General features: G+C 69.6%; 15 protein-coding genes. 8 read left to right on the forward strand and 7 right to left on the reverse strand.

Going from position 1 to position 16,355, the window contains the following annotated elements; all coding sequences use genetic code 11:
- Positions 1-20: 20 nt before the first annotated feature.
- The 6 genes from ACIPVN_RS08240 to ACIPVN_RS08265 all read left to right on the forward strand — a co-directional run bounded on the left by ACIPVN_RS08240 (position 21) and on the right by ACIPVN_RS08265 (position 6,705).
- Positions 21-851 carry a hypothetical protein gene (locus ACIPVN_RS08240; RefSeq protein WP_400441915.1) on the forward strand — a complete coding sequence of 277 codons (831 nt, stop codon included), beginning with the start codon at positions 21-23 and terminating at the stop codon, positions 849-851.
- On the forward strand, positions 848-2,107 hold the full coding sequence (locus tag ACIPVN_RS08245) for an adenosylhomocysteinase (protein ID WP_400441918.1): 1,260 nt from the start codon (positions 848-850) through the stop codon (positions 2,105-2,107). Before ACIPVN_RS08240 ends, ACIPVN_RS08245 begins: the two co-directional genes overlap by 4 nt.
- A gap of 28 nt (positions 2,108-2,135) precedes the next feature.
- Positions 2,136-3,491 (forward strand): amidohydrolase family protein, encoded by a 1,356-nt coding sequence (locus tag ACIPVN_RS08250; RefSeq protein ID WP_400441921.1) that lies wholly within the window; start codon positions 2,136-2,138, stop codon positions 3,489-3,491.
- Positions 3,492-3,689: 198 nt separating this feature from the next.
- A complete protein-coding gene (locus ACIPVN_RS08255) occupies positions 3,690-4,937 on the forward strand; it encodes an extracellular solute-binding protein (RefSeq protein WP_400441924.1) in 1,248 nt (415 codons plus the stop codon).
- Positions 4,937-5,884, forward strand: coding sequence for a carbohydrate ABC transporter permease (locus tag ACIPVN_RS08260; RefSeq protein ID WP_400441927.1), 948 nt, complete (start codon positions 4,937-4,939; stop codon positions 5,882-5,884). Before ACIPVN_RS08255 ends, ACIPVN_RS08260 begins: the two co-directional genes overlap by 1 nt.
- Complete coding sequence (locus ACIPVN_RS08265) at positions 5,881-6,705, forward strand: carbohydrate ABC transporter permease (protein ID WP_400441929.1); 825 nt, start codon at positions 5,881-5,883, stop codon at positions 6,703-6,705. The genes ACIPVN_RS08260 and ACIPVN_RS08265 overlap by 4 nt, the downstream gene beginning before the upstream one ends.
- A gap of 117 nt (positions 6,706-6,822) precedes the next feature.
- Here ACIPVN_RS08265 and ACIPVN_RS08270 read toward each other — a convergent pair whose 3' ends face one another.
- From ACIPVN_RS08270 to ACIPVN_RS08280, 3 genes are all read right to left on the reverse strand, one after another.
- Positions 6,823-7,776, reverse strand: a complete 954-nt coding sequence (locus tag ACIPVN_RS08270; protein WP_400441932.1) for a RimK family alpha-L-glutamate ligase — start codon at positions 7,774-7,776, stop codon at positions 6,823-6,825.
- A gap of 65 nt (positions 7,777-7,841) precedes the next feature.
- A complete protein-coding gene (locus tag ACIPVN_RS08275) occupies positions 7,842-9,344 on the reverse strand; it encodes a SulP family inorganic anion transporter (protein WP_400441935.1) in 1,503 nt (500 codons plus the stop codon).
- 102 nt (positions 9,345-9,446) lie between these two features.
- On the reverse strand, positions 9,447-10,793 hold the full coding sequence (locus tag ACIPVN_RS08280) for a hypothetical protein (RefSeq protein ID WP_400441937.1): 1,347 nt from the start codon (positions 10,791-10,793) through the stop codon (positions 9,447-9,449).
- A gap of 210 nt (positions 10,794-11,003) precedes the next feature.
- On the opposite strand from ACIPVN_RS08280, the gene ACIPVN_RS08285 reads away from it, so the two are divergent.
- A complete protein-coding gene (locus tag ACIPVN_RS08285) occupies positions 11,004-11,366 on the forward strand; it encodes a UBP-type zinc finger domain-containing protein (protein ID WP_400441940.1) in 363 nt (120 codons plus the stop codon).
- 27 nt (positions 11,367-11,393) lie between these two features.
- On the opposite strand, the gene ACIPVN_RS08290 is transcribed toward ACIPVN_RS08285, so the two are convergent.
- Together ACIPVN_RS08290 and ACIPVN_RS08295 are read right to left on the reverse strand one after the other, a co-directional pair.
- A complete protein-coding gene (locus tag ACIPVN_RS08290; RefSeq protein WP_400441943.1) occupies positions 11,394-12,344 on the reverse strand; it encodes a manganese catalase family protein in 951 nt (316 codons plus the stop codon).
- A gap of 156 nt (positions 12,345-12,500) precedes the next feature.
- Entirely contained in the window at positions 12,501-12,797 is a 297-nt protein-coding gene (locus ACIPVN_RS08295) for a hypothetical protein (RefSeq protein WP_400441945.1), read from the reverse strand.
- A gap of 97 nt (positions 12,798-12,894) precedes the next feature.
- Here ACIPVN_RS08295 and ACIPVN_RS08300 point away from each other — a divergent pair, with 97 nt between their 5' ends.
- Positions 12,895-13,194 (forward strand): hypothetical protein, encoded by a 300-nt coding sequence (locus ACIPVN_RS08300; RefSeq protein WP_400441947.1) that lies wholly within the window; start codon positions 12,895-12,897, stop codon positions 13,192-13,194.
- Positions 13,195-13,285: 91 nt separating this feature from the next.
- Here ACIPVN_RS08300 and ACIPVN_RS08305 read toward each other — a convergent pair whose 3' ends face one another.
- Both ACIPVN_RS08305 and ACIPVN_RS08310 read right to left on the reverse strand, forming a co-directional pair.
- Positions 13,286-15,418, reverse strand: a complete 2,133-nt coding sequence (locus ACIPVN_RS08305; protein WP_400441950.1) for an endonuclease/exonuclease/phosphatase family protein — start codon at positions 15,416-15,418, stop codon at positions 13,286-13,288.
- Between the two features lie 199 nt (positions 15,419-15,617).
- Positions 15,618-16,352, reverse strand: coding sequence for a GntR family transcriptional regulator (locus ACIPVN_RS08310; RefSeq protein WP_400441953.1), 735 nt, complete (start codon positions 16,350-16,352; stop codon positions 15,618-15,620).
- Positions 16,353-16,355 lie beyond the last annotated feature (3 nt).

Below are 16,355 nucleotides of genomic sequence, written 5' to 3' on the forward strand. Positions count from 1 at the left end.
GAACGGATAGCGTCGCGACCGTGACCGCTGCCCCCTCCCGCACCCTGCCGACGGATGCCGTGACGCCCCCGGGATTCCGGCTCGCGGCGGCCGCGGCATCCGCTTTCCCGACCCTCGACGGCGTGGCCGCCGTCGTCTCGTGGCGGTTCCCGGCGCTGCCGGATGGGGTGGAGGATGCCGCGCGCGCGGCGTTCGGCGTGACGATCACCGTCGCTGACTCGGCGCCGGACCCGCGCGAACTCCCTGCGTTCACGGCGATCTTCGCCCACGCGCGCGCCGAGCAGATCGTACGCGCGCTGGCCCGCCGCACGAACCTCGTGCTGCCCGCGGCATCCGCGCTCGTGATCGGCGACGGCCCGGTCGCCGATCGTCTCGCCGCCACGCTCACCGTCGGCGGCACCCGGGTGATCCGCGGGATCGCCGATCCGGTCGTGCGCCTCCGCGCGCACCTCGTCGGCGCTCCCACGGTAGACGAGCCGTGGCCCGCGGCCGACCTCGTGCTGACGACCGGCGAGGGCCATGCGGCCGTCGACCCGGCATCCGTCCGCGGTGTGCTGATCGATGCCTCCGTGGATGTGAACGGCCTCGTGCCGTCGGCGGGCGACACGGTTCGCCCGTTCGTCACCCGCGTCGGAGACGGCACCTGGGTCGCCGAGGCCCCGGGGGTGTTCGAGACGCTCGGGCAACCGAGTCCGCTCGCCGACGCGCTCGTCGCCCTGTCCATCCTCACGGCCCGGGCCCCGGCATCCGCCGCTCGGGAGGAGAGGGGACGCTTCGACAGGTTCGGCGACCCGGTTGTGGCCGACGCCCACCTCGCCCGTCTGGTGCTCGCCGGATCGGCCCGCGCATGACCGGCCGCATCGCCGACCCGAGGCTCTGGCGCGAGGGCACCGAGCGCATCGCCTGGGCCCGCCAGTTCATGCCCGCCACGACGGCGCTCGCGGCCGAGCTGCGCGAGAGCGGGAGGGTGCGCGGCATCCGCATCGCCGTCTCCGACGTGCTCGAGCCGAAGACCGCGACCGTCGCCCTGCTGCTCGCCGAGGCGGGCGCCGACGTCGCCGTGTCGTGCGTCGGGCGTGACACCGACGACGCGGTGGCCGCGGCTCTCGTGCACGCCGGCATCCCGACCTACGCGCACCGCGGCGCGACCGACGCCGAAGACCGCGACAACGTCCTCGCCCTGCTCGACCACCACCCCGAGGTGATCGTCGACGACGGTGCCGCGACCATCCGTCTCGCGCACACCGAGCGTCCCGGCATCCTGGGTTCGATGGCCGGGGCGACCGAGCAGACCACGAGCGGTGTGCGCCCGCTGCGCACGATGGAGCACGAGGGAGCCCTGCGCATCCCGATCGTCGCGGCGAACGACGCCCGCACCAAATCGCTGTTCGACAACGCCCACGGCACCGGCCAGTCCGTCGTGCTCGCCGTCGCCGACCTGCTCGACCGGTCGTGGGCCGGAACCGACGTCGTGGTCGTCGGGTTCGGACGCGTCGGCAGCGGCGTCGCCCGCCACGCCGCAGCCCTCGGCGCGCGCGTGACGGTGGCCGAGGTCGATCCGGTGGCGGCGCTGCAGGCGGCGTTCGCCGGGTACGCCGTCGAGCCGTTGGCGGATGCCGCGGCCCACGCCGACGTGCTCCTCTCGACGACCGGCATCGCCCACACCGTCGCGGTCGAGCACCTCGAGCGCCTGCCCGACGGCGCCGCGGTCGCGGTCGGCGGCGGAGCGTTCCAGGAGATCTCGCTGCTCGCGGCACTCGATGCGGGCGCGGTCGAGACGTCGCGGCGGGGCGCGGTGTCGGTGCTGCGGCTCGCGAACGGGCGCCGCATCCGCGTGCTCGACGACGGCCACTGCATCAACGTGAGCGCTGCCGAGGGCAACCCGATCCAGGTCATGGATCTGTCGTTCGGGGTGCAGCTCTCGGCGGTCGACCACCTGCTCGCGGGGCGCGGCACCCTCACGCCCGCCGTGCACATCCTGCCCCGCAGTGCCGACGACCGCGTGGCCGCGCTGGCGCTCGGCGCTTTCGGCGGCGGACTGGACGCCGTCTCGTCTGCGCAGAGCGACTATCTGACCTCGTGGCGTCCCCGAGACGTCACCCCGTGAACCCGACCCGCACACCCGAGAGACGACCATGAGCGACATCACCCTCCACCGCGCGCGCACCGTGCTGCCCGTCGTCACGCCCCCGATCGCCGATGGCGCGGTCGCCGTGCGCGACGGACGCATCGTCGCGGTCGGCGCGCACGATGCCCTCACCTCCGAGCTCGGCGACGCGATCGGCGAGCGCCGCGAATGGGACGGCGCCCTCACTCCCGGACTCGTCAACGCCCATACGCATCTGCAGTACACCGACATGGCTGCGGTGGGGCGCGGGCAATACCCCAGCTTCGAGACCTGGGCGCTCGCCTTCGAGAAGGGCTACCGCGTCGAGCACGACTGGGCGGCGTCGGCCGCCGAGGGCGTGCGCCTGTCGATCGAGTCGGGCACGACCGCGGTCGCCGAGATCGTCACCGACCCCGAGGCGGGGCGCGCCGTGCACGACGGCGGACTCCACGGTGTCGTGTTCTGGGAGGTGTTCGGCTGGAAGCGCGCCGCCTGGCAGCACGATGGCCCCGAGCGGGTGCTCGCTCAGCTCGACGCCCTCCCCTCCCCTCCCGCCACCGGCCTCTCGCCGCACGCGATCTACTCGCTCGACACCGACGTGTTCCGCGAGCTGCAGCGGCTCGCCGAGGCGCACGGGGTGCGCCTGCACATCCACGCGGCGGAGTCGGCATCCGAAGACGAGTTCGCCCGCTTCGGCACCGGACCACTCGCCGAGCGCTGGCGCGGCCTCGGGCACTCCGACATGCAGCTGCTCTCGACAGGCGGCTCGGGCAGCGGTGTCGTGCACTACCTCGATACGGTCGGCGTGCTCACGCCGCACTCGCACCTCGCACACGGCATCTACGTCGACACCGCCGATCGCGCACTGCTGCGCGAACGCGGGGTGTCGGTCGCGCTGTGTCCGCGGTCGAACGCCGTCATCGGATTGGATGCCCCGCCCATCGCCGCGTACCTGACCGAGGGCAATCCCATCGGGGTGGGCACCGACTCGCTCTCGTCGTCGCCCTCGCTGCGGGTGCTCGACGACGTCGCCGAGCTGCACCGGCTCGCCCGGGCGCAGGGGTACTCGGCCGACGACCTGCACGCCCGGCTGCTGCACGCGGCAACGGCCGGTGGTGCCCGCGCCCTCGGACTCGCTGACGGACCGGCACCGGCCGGCACCCTGGTCGACGGCGCACGGGCCGACCTCGCGGTGTTCGCGACGGCATCCGCCGACCCGCGCGACGCGCTCGCGGAGATCGTCGAGAGCGCACCGGCGGCGCTCGCCACGATCGTCGACGGGCGGATGCTGTGGGACGCGGGTTCCGTGGCGCGGGGCCCTTCGACAGGCTCAGGGACCGTCGCTCGCGGCTCAGAGACCCGACGACGGAAACTGGGTCGCTGAGCCTCTCGAAGCGCCCGAACCCTCCCTGCGTAACGCGCAGATTTCGGCCGAATGACGATCTGCGTCACATCATTTCGCCGTGTTTCCGAACCCGTGACCGCACGCCCCCGCGTCCGAGAGACTCATGCCACGGGCATCCGCCCGACCTTCTCCCGACGATCGGTCACAGCCCGGTCGAGCTAAGGATCCCGCACCCTCATGAGCACCTCTCGCACGCGCGCCACCCGGGTCGCGCTGTCTGCCGCCGCCGGAGTCGCGTCCGTCGTCCTCCTCGCCGGCTGCACCGGTTCCGCCGCCCCGTCGAGCACCTCCGGCGACGCCGACGACTTCGAGGGCGTCGAGCTGACGTCCTGGAGCAGCATCGACTTCGACCCGTACCAGACGCTGCAGAAGGAGTACTTCGAGAAGTGCGCCGCTGACCTCGGCATCACGATCGACGCCCAGACCCTCTCGGGCGACTACACGACCAGCCTGCTGCAGGCGGCGGGGTCGAAGTCGCTGCCCGACATCGCCCTCGTCAACACCGACACCCAGCTGCCGACGCTCGCCGCCCAGGGTGTGCTCTCCGACCTCGACACCCTCGGCCTCACGACCGACGGTCTCGCCGAGCCGGTCGCCGCCCTCGGCCAGTACGAGGACACCCTCTACGGTCTGCCCACGCAGGTCGAGGACTACTCGGTCTTCTACAACAAGGCGTACTTCGAAGAGGCGGGTATCACCGAACTGCCCACCACGTTCGACGAGCTCATCGCAGCCGCCAAGGCCACCACCACCGCCGACCACTACGGCATCGCGCTGCCCGGCATCGCGGGCGACGGCTCGACCTCGTCGTACTTCCTGCCGTTCCTGCTGAGCGCGGGCGGCGACCCGGCCGATCTCACCGGTGACGGCGCGGTCGCGGCGGTCGATCTCTACAAGACCCTCGTCGACGACGGCAGTCTCTCCAAGGAGTTCGTGAACTGGGGCTGGGACGGCATCGACCAGTGGAAGTCCGGCAAGGCCGCGATCACGGTGTCGGGCCCCTGGAACCTCGTCGACACGAGCCTCGACTTCGAGTACGGCACATTCTCGGTTCCGGCCGGCACCAGCGCCGACGAGAGCAGCGTCGGACTCCTCGGCTACGCCTACACCGTGCCGGTGCAGGGCGACGAGAAGCGCGAGAAGGCGGCGGCCGCTCTGATCGAGTGCCGTGCGTCGGAGGAGAACCAGGTCGACACCGCGGTGCAGGGCGGGTACGTCCCGGCGCTGACGTCGGCTCAGGATGCCTTCGTCGCCGAGGTCCCGGCCGCCGAGGCCTTCGTCACCCCCGTCGCGAACGCCTTCAACCCGGCGACGCTCGGAACCGAGTGGAGCGCCCTGCAGGCGAAGTACGTCGACGCCCTGCAGAACGCGACCGTCAACGGCGTGAGCGCCGAGGAAGCGCTGAGCAAGGCCGACCAGGGTTGATGACGACCGCTGCCACAGCGCCGAAGCGGCCGGGGACTCGCGCCTCCGGCCGCTTCGGCCTGACCCTGGTGCGGCGACGGAACCTCGAGCTGTGGGCCTTCCTGGTGCCCGCGATCGTGTTCTTCACCGCGTTCTTCCTGTTCCCGCTCGGGTACGGCGTGTTCATGAGCACGACCGACTTCACGACCGGGACCTTCATCACGGGTGAGGCGCCGTTCGTCGGGTTCCAGAACTTCATCGACATCTTCCGCGCGGATGCCACCGGTATCGCGATCGTGAACACCCTCACCATCACGGTCGTCGCCGTGGTCTCGGAGCTCGTGATCGGCCTCGCGCTCGCGCTGTTGTTCACACGGCGCTTCCCGGGCAGCCGCTGGCTGCCCGCCCTCATCCTCATCCCCTGGCTACTGCCGGCCGTCGTCGTCGCGACGATCTGGAAGTCACTGCTCGCGGGAGACGGGGCGTTCAACGACATCCTGCGCACGCTCGGACTGCCGACCAACGCCTGGCTCGCCGATCCCACCACCGCCCTCGCCGCCGTGATCATCGTGACCGTGTGGGCGAGCCTGCCGTACTGGTCGACCATCCTCGCCGCGGCCCTCAAGCAGGTGCCGGTCGAGCACCTCGAGGCGGCATCCCTCGACGGGGCCGGGGCGTTCAAGCGCCTGTGGCACATCATCATCCCCAGCATCTGGCCCGTGATCTCGGTTCTCGTCGTGATGAGTGTCGTCTTCAACCTGCTGATCGTCGACCTCGTGCTCGCGCTCACGCAGGGCGGCCCCGCCAACAGCACCATGACCCTCGGCGTGCTCTCGTACCGCTCGGCGTTCAGCCTGTTCGAGTTCGGGCACGCGGGCGCCTACGGCATGCTGCTGCTCGTCATCAGCCTCGCCTTCGCCGCCGTCTACACGTGGCTCTCCGCCCGACAGGAGCGTGCCGAGCGATGAGCACACGCACTCCCCGCCGCCGCGGCTGGTTCTGGACCGTGCTCACGGTCTCGATCCTCATCGTCTACCTGTTCCCGATCTACTGGATGATCTCGGCATCCCTCCAACCCGACGCGAACTCCACCGACACCGCCTGGTTCCCGACCGCCCCGGGCTTCGACGGGTACGTGACGGCATTCGAGGACGGCGGTCTCGACGGCCTGCGCGTCAGCCTGATCACCGCGATCGGATCGGTACTGCTGACCCTCGTCGTCGCGGTGCCCGCCGCCTATTCGCTCAGCCGGCTGCGGTCACGCGCGGTGAGCCTGGGACTCGTGATCCTGTTGCTCGCGCAGATGATCCCGAGCATCGTGCTCGCGAACTCGTTCTACGCCATGTTCAACACCTGGGGTGCGCTGAACAGCTACATCGGCCTGATCCTCGCGAATGCGACCGCCGGCATCCCGTTCGCGATCATCCTGCTGCGCTCGTTCATGCTGCGCCTCGACACGGAGGTCATCGAGGCCTCCACCCTCGACGGACTCGGACCGGTCGGCTCACTGTGGCGCGTGGTCGTGCCCCTGTCGCGAAACGCGATCATCACGGCCGGGGTGTTCACGTTCCTCTTCGCCTGGGGCGACCTGTTGTTCGGCCTCACCCTCGTCACGAAGACCGAGATGTACCCCGTGACCGTGTTCATCTACGCGCTCGCGAACTCGAACATGAACACGTGGGCGGCGACGATGGGAGCATCCCTCATCGCGAGCCTCCCGGCACTGGTGCTGGTTCTCGCCGCGCAACGCTACGTCAAGGAGGGCGTGATCGCGGGCAGCGGGCGGTGAGCATCCGTTGAGACGGTTCCCGGTGCACAACTCCGGAAGAAAGCCCCCGGAACGCCGGTTCCGGGGGCTTCGCGGGCTCGACGGCTCGCTTCTCAGGAGTTATGAACGCCCGCCGGGTCAGACCGCGACAGGTGCGGCATCGCGGGCGAGCAGTCCGCCGAGGAAACTCGCGATCGTGCGCGGACCCGAGACGGTGGCCGTGGCCTCGACGTCGGGGTTGTAGTTCGTGTTCGTGTTCACGTCGTAGGTGACGAAGCGGCCGTCGACGGTCTCGATGAACTCGATGCCCGCGACCGTGATGCCGGCGTCCTTCAAGAAGGCGAGGTACTGCTGAACGAGCGGATGCTGCGCCGTGATCTCCTCGCGGATGCGGAACAGCGGCTCGGGCTCGACACCGTCGGCACCGGGCAGCGCGCACGCCTCGGCGGGGCACAGCTCGAAACTGCCGGCACTGGTGTCGACGCGCACGGCGTAGACGAACTCCCCGCCGGCGAACTCGACGCGTGTGACGAAGGGCGCGGTCGCGAAGAGGTTTTCCTGCAGCAGCGTGATGCCGTCGGGCGAGGGTTCGAACTCGGGGCCGTCGACCCAGGCGTCGAACTCGTCGTGGCTGTCGTGACGGCGAACACCGAGCCCCTTGCCGCCCTGATTGTGCTTGCTGATGAAGGGGGCGGCGAACTCACGGGCGCGCTCCTTGAGCGCGGCCGTGCCGAAGACGGCGACGGTGCGCGGCACCTCGATGCCGGCGCGCTGCAGCGCGGCGTGCTGAGCGGCCTTGCTGACCTCGAGCTCGAGCACGGGGCTGCCGTTCACGACGGTGCGACCGGATGCTTCGAGCCACCGCAGCACCGCACGACCGAACTCCTTCGAGTCGCCGTGGTCGCGCGTGTGCGCCGAGGCGCTCAGCCGAGACCAGAACACACCCGCGGGCGGTTCGGCGTTGAGGTCGATCGATCCGTCGGTGAGCAGCCATTCCTGCGCGGGCACGCCCTCGGCCTCGAAGGCCGCGGCGAACGGCGGGAACCATTCGGCGTTCTCGTGGATCACGTACACGCGGGGCTCTGCAGTCATACCCTCACGCTAAATCACCCTCGGGGGTCGAGGGCCGGTCGTCGTGATGCAGCGTAATGCGGGCGCTACCCCTCGCCGCCGAGCTGCCCCGTCAGCCGTCCGTGGAAGGCGCCCGACGCCTCGTTCAGCCCGACGAGCTCGACGGTCGTGCCGTGCCGGGCGTACTTCGTCTCGATCGCGTCGAGGGCGGCGACGGTGGAGGCATCCCACACGTGTGATCTCGACAGGTCGATGACTACCCGCGCGGGGTCGGCCGCGTACTCGAACAGCGTCGTGAGGTCGTTGCTCGACGCGAAGAACAGCGCCCCGTCGACCACATAGGTCGCGACCTGGCCATCGTCCGAAACGGTGCGGCTCACCGACACCACGTGCGCCACCCGGCGCACGAACAGGACGGATGCCGTGATCACACCCGCCACGACCCCGACCGCCAGGTTGTGGGTGAGCACCACGGCGACGACGGTGACGATCATCACGAACGTCTCGCTCTTCGGCATCCGCTTGAGGGTGGACGGACGGATGCTGTGCCAGTCGAACGCGCTGATCGAGATCATGATCATGACGGCGACGAGTGCGGCCATCGGGATGGTCGCGACGAAGTCGCCGAACACGACGACGAGCAGGAAGAGGAAGACACCGGCGAAGAACGTCGAGATGCGCGTGCGAGCGCCGGAGCGCACGTTGATCATGGTCTGGCCGATGACCGCGCATCCGCCCATGCCGCCGAAGACACCCGACAGCATGTTCGCCGCACCCTGCGCCCACGCCTCGCGGGTCTTGCGGGAGTGCGTGTCGGTGATCTCGTCGACGAGCTTCGCGGTCATCAGTGATTCCATGAGTCCGACGAGCGCGACTCCGAGGGCGTACGGCGCGATGATCGTGAAGGTCTCCCACGTGAACGGCACGTTCGGGATGAAGAGCTCGGGCAGGCTGCGCGGCAGGTCGCCTTGGTCGCCGACGGTGGGAACGTTGATCGCGAACACCAGGACGACGGCGGTCACGATGACGACCGAGACGAGGGGTGCGGGTACGAGCTTGGTGATCCTGGGCATGAAGATCATGACGAGGATGCCGAGGGCCACCAGTGGATACACCAGCCAGGGAACCCCGATCAGCTGCGGCACCTGCGCGCTGAACACGAAGATCGCGAGCGCGTTGACGAACCCGGTCATGACGCTGCGCGGGATGAACCGCATGAGCTTGGCGACGCCGAGCACGGCCATCAGCACCTGGAAGACGCCGGCGAGGATGACGGTGGCGATGAAGTAGTCCATGCCGTACGTCGGGGCGACGGGCGCGATCACGAGGGCGACGGCGCCGGTCGCGGCGGTGATCATGGCGGGGCGTCCACCCAGGAACGAGATCGCGATCGCCATGATGAACGACGAGAACAGGCCCACCGCAGGATCGACGCCGGCGATCACCGAGAACGAGATCGCCTCGGGGATCAGCGCGAGGCCGACGACGAGACCGGCGAGTACCTCGCGCGTCAGCAGGCGCGGGCTCTTCAGCGCGGTGAGCACGGAGGGGTTCGGGCGATAGCGCGCGCGGTCGTCGACGGAGGTCACGGATGCTCCAGAGGGGGGTGAGGGGCCCGAGGGGGCCGATCCACTCTATGCCTCGAGAGGGTTTCGGCGTGTCGGTCGTCGACGACCCGACGCGCCGCGGTCTCAGAGGCCGGGGGCGTCGTTCCAGGCGTCGATGAACCCCTGCACGTCGCCGTCCGGTGTGCCGGCCGACACCTTCACCACGTTCTGGTGGAGCTTCCCGAGCACAGTGAACGAGAACAGCGTCCGGTCGGTGACCGGACCCCAGCTCGTCGAGCCGAAGATCTCCGCCTCCTGGTCGCGAAGCGCCGCTGCTTTGACCGCCGGGGCGACCTTCGCCGCATCAGCACCGTGGTCGAGCACGACATCCAGTTCGAGCGGACCGAGCGCGACCGACCGCACCCCGTCTGTCTCCGCAAGCCCGAGCGCACGGTCGAAGTTGCTGACATAGCCCTCGTCGCTCATGGTCTTCGCGGTGATGAGCGTGCCGGGCTCGTCCTGTTGCAGCACGAAGAGCTGCAGGGAGTTGAACGCCTGCAGATCCGCTGAAGCGAGGAGCGCCTGCTGCGCGGTCGCGGCCGTCTCGGCATCCGTCGTCGTGACCGACAGGTGCAGAGCCTTCGGACCGTGCGTGTCGATCGATGCCCCGACCACGCCCTCGATCGGCGTGAGGATCGCGCTGAGCCGCGCGGCCAGATCGTCCTGCAGCTGTGGCGCGGTCATGATGCCGCTGCTCAGGTCGACGTCGAGCGGCAGCTCGGCGGCCAGTGCGTCGACTTCAGGTGCCACTGCCTGCGCGCCTTCGGCCGTGCGCATCCGCAGCGTCAACGAGTCGTCCTCCAGCGTGTACTTCTGGATCGCTCCGGCGGCGGCCGCGACGGCGATCGTCTCGAGTGCCGGCTTCAGCTCCGCCGGATCCTGCGTCTCGACCGACGATCGCTCATGCACGTCGGAGACCTTCAGCCGCACCCCGTCGTCGATCGGACCCGCCGCCGCCGCCGCAGCCAGCGGCGTGATCACCGCAGCCGGATCGACCCCCGCCTCCGCAACGGCCTCGATGCCGAGGGCGCCGCCATCGGACCAGACCTTCCCCTGCAGGATGCCGTCGACACCTGCCAGCTCCCCGACCGCCTGCGCGAGGTCTGTCACGTCATCGTCGTCTCCCGCGAGCGTCCACTGCCAGGCGGCGGCGCGCAATCTCAGGACCACGTCGTCGTCGGTGACCGACTCGGCGAGGTCCCCCAACCGCCCGGCGACCTCGGCGAGATCTGCGGGAGCGATCGAGTCGTCGAGCGTGATCTCGTATCCGCCGTCCGCTGCTTCCTCGACCGAGGAGACGGCCGGATCCTCGGCGACCTGCGCTTCGAGGTTCTCCGGCTTCCGCGCCGTGCACCCCGCGAGCGCCGTCACGGCGATCACCCCTCCGAGCAGCAGAGCAGCACCACGAACGATCCCCCGGTTCTCACGCATTCTTCAAAGGTAGGGGACAACCTGTCTGGGCCTGTGGGGGAGAACTGCCCATTGCGTTCGTGCAGGAGTCGTCCGACACCGCACAGTCCTGCCGCCGACGATCGCGAAGATCCGCGCGATCACGTCGAGACCCGTGAGCGGCCACACCCATCCGTACTTCGCGCGCGGCAGGGCCTGTCCAAGAGGCCGAGGAGCCGCGATGATGGCGGCATGACGACAGATCCCGACATGATCGACGTGACGGTGCCTCCCAGCGGTACGGGGTGCGTGGAATGCGATGAGACCGGCTCATGGTGGGTTCACCTGCGGCGGTGCGCCGCATGCGGACACATCGGATGCTGCGACGACTCCCCGAACATGCACGCGACGAAGCACTGGCAGCAGACCGGCCACTCCGTGATGCAGAGTTTCGAACCCGGGGAGGACTGGTTCTGGGACTTCCGAGACGAGACCGCGTTCGATGGTCCGCCGCTCGCCGCGCCGACGAGCCATCCTGAGTCACAGGCCGTTCCCGGCCCGAGCGACCGTCTTCCCGCCGACTGGATGGACGTTCTCAACGGCGGAGGCCGCTGAGAATTCGTCCCGCAGGACGATCCTCGACTACTGCATCCGTCCGAACGTCGCATCGATGTCGGCCATCTCCATCGCCGCGGTCGCCTCGATGAGCTCGCGCAGCTCGTCGTCGGCACCCGGGGAGAACTCCTCGGGACGCTCCGGCGAGATGGTCATCGGGAAGCCCTCGGGCGCCTGCTCGCTCGCGTCGAGGTCGGTGCCGTCGTTCGACGGCGACGCGCCCTGGAAGATCTTGCCCGCCTCGGATTGCGCCGTGAGGTCGAACGAGTAGTTCTTGCTCTGCAGGCCGAGGTCGAGGAGTCTCTTCACCTCGGGGAACTGCTCGGCGTTGGTCTTCGGGATCGGCAGCGATGTGCGCCAGTTCACGCCGAGGGTCTCGAGCGCCTTCGCGTAGGCGTTCTCGTGCGCCTGGTCACGCACGATGAGGTACGAGATCGTGCTGCGCGCGGTCTTGTTGTCGGTCATCTCGTACAGTCGGCACTTCTGCAGCCGCCCGGTGGATTCGAGCATGAGGTTGTAGAGCAGGTCGAGCACGAGATTGCCCGAGTTGTACACGTAGCTCCCCGACCACGGGTTGCCCACCGCATCCACCGGCAGTGCGCCCTGCGCGCCGACGAGGTAGTGGTGGATGTTGCTGGTGTCGACGGCGATGCTCAGCGGCGTCGCGCCACCGGCACCGGGCTGGTCCACCGGGTCGGTCGGCTTGCCCTGGTACCTCGGCGAGCCGTCGAGGAGCCGGGAGATCGTGGTGCCGATCAGTTCGACGTGGCTGATCTCCTCGGTGCCGATCCCCTGGATGAGGTCCTTGTACGGCTTGCCGTCGGGACCGCGGAAGTTGATGCTCTGGAAGAGGTACTGCATCATCGTGCGCATCTCGCCGAACTGACCGCCCAACCCCTCTTGCAGCGCATTCGCCGCCGCGGGATCCGGCTCGTCCACAGCGATCTCGTTGATGAATTCCTGTACGTGGAAATACATGGTGCGCCTCCGTCGGCTCTGTGGGGTGTGCGCTCACCATGCGCGCTCATCGCGACTTCACCGCGCCCCTCGACGGATACCCCGGCACGACGTACCATGCCCCCTCGGCTCCCCTGCCCGCCCGCACCATCGGTGAGCGATCCGCAGCGCCCCCGGTCAGCCGAGCGGTTCGGGATCGAAGTCGTACAGGCCCCCGAAGGGAAATGCTTCGTTCCCCGTGTCGCGGGGGTCGTGCCGCACCGTCTCGGTGGAGATGACGACCTGGGACCTCGGGGTGACGAGAACCTTGACCCGCCGATTCCCGACGACGACGAACTCGACGAACGCTGCAGGTCCGTTCGCCGCCGTCTCGATCTGTTGCAGGAGCTCCCCGACGTCTTGTTCCTGCGCGAGGTGCGCACTGACGCCGTCGATCAGGATCTCTGTTCTCTCCATCGTTCGCATGCGGTCCATCCCGGCACCGTACGCCCCACTCGACCCGAACGAGACCGGGGTTGCACGGGCACGGATGCCCTGCAAGAGACGACCGGCGAGGACGTATGGTTGCTCCATGGGAACCCTGGAGTACAACAGCGCTCGTCCTCCGATCGAAATCGATGATCGGACGCTGGCGCACCTGAAGATCGTGATCGGCACGAAGCTGCGTCGCCAGGAGAGTTTCATGATGACCTGGCTTCCCGAGGCGCGGAACCCCGCCGCGCGGATGACCATCTGGATGCATCCGAGCATCCCGCTGATCCTGTCGTTCGACGAAAGCGCCCTGCCACCGATCGACGGAGGTCGCATCGAGCGTCTGATGGAGTCGCTCAACTCGCGGGGAGAACTGGTTCTCGACCAGCTCGAAGCGTGACCCCCCCGATCGCTTCGGACACTCGCCTCTCTCGCAGCCGTGGCCGCCCCGGGCACTTGCCCGGGGCGGCCACGGCTGCGACTGTCGTCGACTACTGCTGACGCAACCGACGGCGCACCGTCAGCCCCGCGCCGACGATCAGCGCGAGAACCGCCGCCCACACGACCGGCATCGGGATCTCCCCACCGGTCTGCGCGAGCGCCTCGCCATCGGCATCCGCACTCGGCGCTGCGGTCACGGTGACGGCGGCGGTCACCTCGGTGCCGTCCGGCAGGATCACGACGAGCGTGTGCGCACCGGGCGTGACGGATGCCGGGATCGTGACGGTCGTCGAGAAGGCTCCCGCATCCGAGGCCGTCACCGTTCCGAGCGCGACGGGCGTGGAGCGCAGTTCGAGCGTCAGCGGAGCACCGGCGGCGAAGCCGGCGCCGGTGACCCTCAGGCTTCCGCCCGCGACCACGCTGGACGCTCCGAGAACCACAGCCGGGGCATCCGAACCCGGCTCCTCCGCAGCGGCCACCGTCACGGCAGCGCTGGTCGCCTCGGCCGGCGCGTATCCGTCGAGCGTCCCGCCGACGCGCACGGAGAGCGAACGACCTGCGAAGTCGGCCGGGATCGGGAACGTGGCCGAGGTCGCGCCCTCGATCGCGTCGCCATCCGCCAGCCACTGGAAGGTGAACGCGGTGCCCGCCGTCCACTCGCCCGGAACCGCGGTGACCTCGGTCGCGACGACCGCCGAGCCGGTGATCGTCGGCGTGCCGACGACGAGGTCGCCGAGCTCGGGCTCGGCCTGGCAGGCGTCGCCGCAGATGACGAAGTCGGACTGGAGGCCCTTGTGGTCGCTGGTCCACAGCGTCTGCGGGGTGAAGATCTCCTCGTCCGAGACCGGCAGGGCACGGGCGCCGCGCACGATGTCGCCCTTCGGTCCGACGATGCGCGTGCCCGTCAGGCTGAGGCGGTCATCCGGCGCGAAGAAGATGTAGTCGATGCGGTCGCGCTCGTCGGCCTCGGGCGCCCAGGCGAGCTGCGAGACGTCGACGTTCGGGGTGTCGGCCGGCCACGTGAATCCGGGGTGGGTCACGGGGTCGGGGTACACGGCCCGGTAGGCGTCGACGAGGCCGCCGTCGCGGAGGATGCGAGAGGTCTGCCAGGGAGCGACGACCCCGTTGTGGTCGTAGAGATCCGCCGTGGTCTCGGTCCAGTCGAGCACCGACGGCTCGTTCATGTCGGCGCCCATGATCGTGAGACGTCCGGCGGTGCGCTCGTTCGCCATGTCGGCGGTCAGCGCGGCGGCGGCGGCCGGTCGTCCCGACGCCTCGTTGGCCGCGAGGATCTGCGGCACGTCCGTCACGGGGGCTGCGAGCTTGTTCCACCCGCGCCACTCGGCCGGGAACCCGGGGGCGAGCACGTCTCCGGCGTACCCACGGGGCAGGTAGGTGGCGTAGTAGCGGTACTCGAGGTGCCCTCCGTACGCGGCGATCTGGGTGTCGCCGACCTGCACGATCGCCTTCGTCCATCCGCCCTGCGTACCGGGCACCGCGACGACTCCCGCGTCGACGATCGGGTAGCGCGAGATGACTCCCGCGCTGCCGCCGGTGGAGTGATAGTCGAAGCCGAGATCGCGGGCTACGGCCGCCGTCGCGGACTGCGCCTCCTCGACGAAGATCAGGTCTGCGCCGATCTCGGTGAGCATCGTCGCGTCGGTGGTCTTGCCCCAGACGTTGAGCTGCACGACCGACAGGTCGATCGGCTTGGTCGGGTCGACCTCCGGGCCCTCGCCGGGCTCCTCGACGACCGGCCCGCCGGCGATGGTGAACGGCACCGGCTCGCTGACACGGGAGTAGCCGTCGTTGTAGAGGTACTCGACGCGGTAGTCGCCCGCGGGAAGCGGGTTGCCGGTGCGGTCCATCGTGGGCAGCTGCACCGTGCCGGTCGCGCCGGGTGCATACGCCCAGGCCATGCCGCAGGCGTCGCAGGGCTCGGGCGTGGACTCCGGGTAGATCGCCACCCAGTTCGTGGACGTCGGGCGATCCGTCGAGTATGCGACCGACAGGGTTCCCCCGACCGCGACGTCGGAGCTTGAGAGAGTGACGCCGGATGCCGCGGCGACGGCGGGCGACGCGGCCAGCAGCGGCGACACGAGCAGTGCTCCGGCTGCGGCGAGCGCGGCGAGCAGGTGCGCACTCCGACGGGGGCGCACCGCGCGGGGAGGTGACGAGGACATGTCTGACGAGATCCTTCCGGGAACGATGTCGGCGTCCCCGACGGGACGCCCCTCGGAGGTCGTGATCGCCTCCTGCAGCGACAGAACAGCCGCAAGGTGACCGGCTGATGAACGCGACTCGTCCGAGCGGCGACGGCGACGGCATCCGCTCCGGATCCGGGAGCCCACGATGCACAGTTGTACAGCCCCCGCGCCCGGCTCACCCCGGATGGCGTGTGAGCGAGGAGCCCTGCAACGACACCTGCATCTGGAACGACATAGCATCGGGAGGGTAGTGGTCGTCGCCGGCTTCGATCGCACGCCCATCGCCGGAGTAGCTGACGCGTTGCACGCGCAGCAGCGGACTCGACCGTCGGATGCCGAGAAGACGTGCATCCTCACTGGACGCCGCGATCGCGTCGATCGTCTGCTCTCCGGAGACCATCCGCACGCCGCGCGATTCCAGCGCCCCGACGACCGAGGGCTCGTCGGGCGAGAGCTCTTCGACGATCGGCGCGATCCACGACGGGTAGACCGTGCGCTCGAGCATCACGACGCGACCGTTCAACGAGCGCAGTCGCACGACCTCGAGCACCTCGCCGATGCCACGACCGCCCCGGAATCGACGCACTTCGGTCGCGGTCGCCGGACGGCGTTGCTGCGAGAGCACGTGCCCGCCGGGTTCCATGCCGCGGCTCGACGCCCACTGCGCGAACGACCGCATCTCCGAGAAGCGCTGGCTCTGGGCTGCCGTGCGCACCAACCAGCCCGACCCGCGGCGAGGAGCGATCGCCCCCTGCCGCGCCATGAGCACGAGCGCATTGCGCACGGTGCCGCGCGAGACCTCGTAGGTCGCCGCGAGCTGCGCTTCGGACGGCAACATCCCCGAGGCGTCGAACCCACCCTCGGCGATCTGGATCGTGAGGTCGCGGGCGATCTCGCGATATCGATGCACGAC

Source organism: Microbacterium sp. NPDC090003, from assembly GCF_044748385.1.
Classification (GTDB): domain Bacteria; phylum Actinomycetota; class Actinomycetes; order Actinomycetales; family Microbacteriaceae; genus Microbacterium.

What these genes read in the sequence shown, in the direction of transcription:
- ACIPVN_RS08280 (WP_400441937.1), bottom strand. Translation starts at nt 10,793, where the DNA reads ATGCGTGAGAACCGGGGGATCGTTCGTGGTGCTGCTCTGCTGCTCGGA.
- ACIPVN_RS08270 (WP_400441932.1), bottom strand. Translation starts at nt 7,776, where the DNA reads ATGACTGCAGAGCCCCGCGTGTACGTGATCCACGAGAACGCCGAATGG.
- ACIPVN_RS08300 (WP_400441947.1), top strand. Translation starts at nt 12,895, where the DNA reads ATGGGAACCCTGGAGTACAACAGCGCTCGTCCTCCGATCGAAATCGAT.
- ACIPVN_RS08305 (WP_400441950.1), bottom strand. Translation starts at nt 15,418, where the DNA reads ATGTCCTCGTCACCTCCCCGCGCGGTGCGCCCCCGTCGGAGTGCGCAC.
- ACIPVN_RS08260 (WP_400441927.1), top strand. Translation starts at nt 4,937, where the DNA reads ATGACGACCGCTGCCACAGCGCCGAAGCGGCCGGGGACTCGCGCCTCC.
- ACIPVN_RS08295 (WP_400441945.1), bottom strand. Translation starts at nt 12,797, where the DNA reads ATGGACCGCATGCGAACGATGGAGAGAACAGAGATCCTGATCGACGGC.
- ACIPVN_RS08245 (WP_400441918.1), top strand. Translation starts at nt 848, where the DNA reads ATGACCGGCCGCATCGCCGACCCGAGGCTCTGGCGCGAGGGCACCGAG.
- ACIPVN_RS08285 (WP_400441940.1), top strand. Translation starts at nt 11,004, where the DNA reads ATGACGACAGATCCCGACATGATCGACGTGACGGTGCCTCCCAGCGGT.
- ACIPVN_RS08255 (WP_400441924.1), top strand. Translation starts at nt 3,690, where the DNA reads ATGAGCACCTCTCGCACGCGCGCCACCCGGGTCGCGCTGTCTGCCGCC.
- ACIPVN_RS08250 (WP_400441921.1), top strand. Translation starts at nt 2,136, where the DNA reads ATGAGCGACATCACCCTCCACCGCGCGCGCACCGTGCTGCCCGTCGTC.
- ACIPVN_RS08290 (WP_400441943.1), bottom strand. Translation starts at nt 12,344, where the DNA reads ATGTATTTCCACGTACAGGAATTCATCAACGAGATCGCTGTGGACGAG.
- ACIPVN_RS08265 (WP_400441929.1), top strand. Translation starts at nt 5,881, where the DNA reads ATGAGCACACGCACTCCCCGCCGCCGCGGCTGGTTCTGGACCGTGCTC.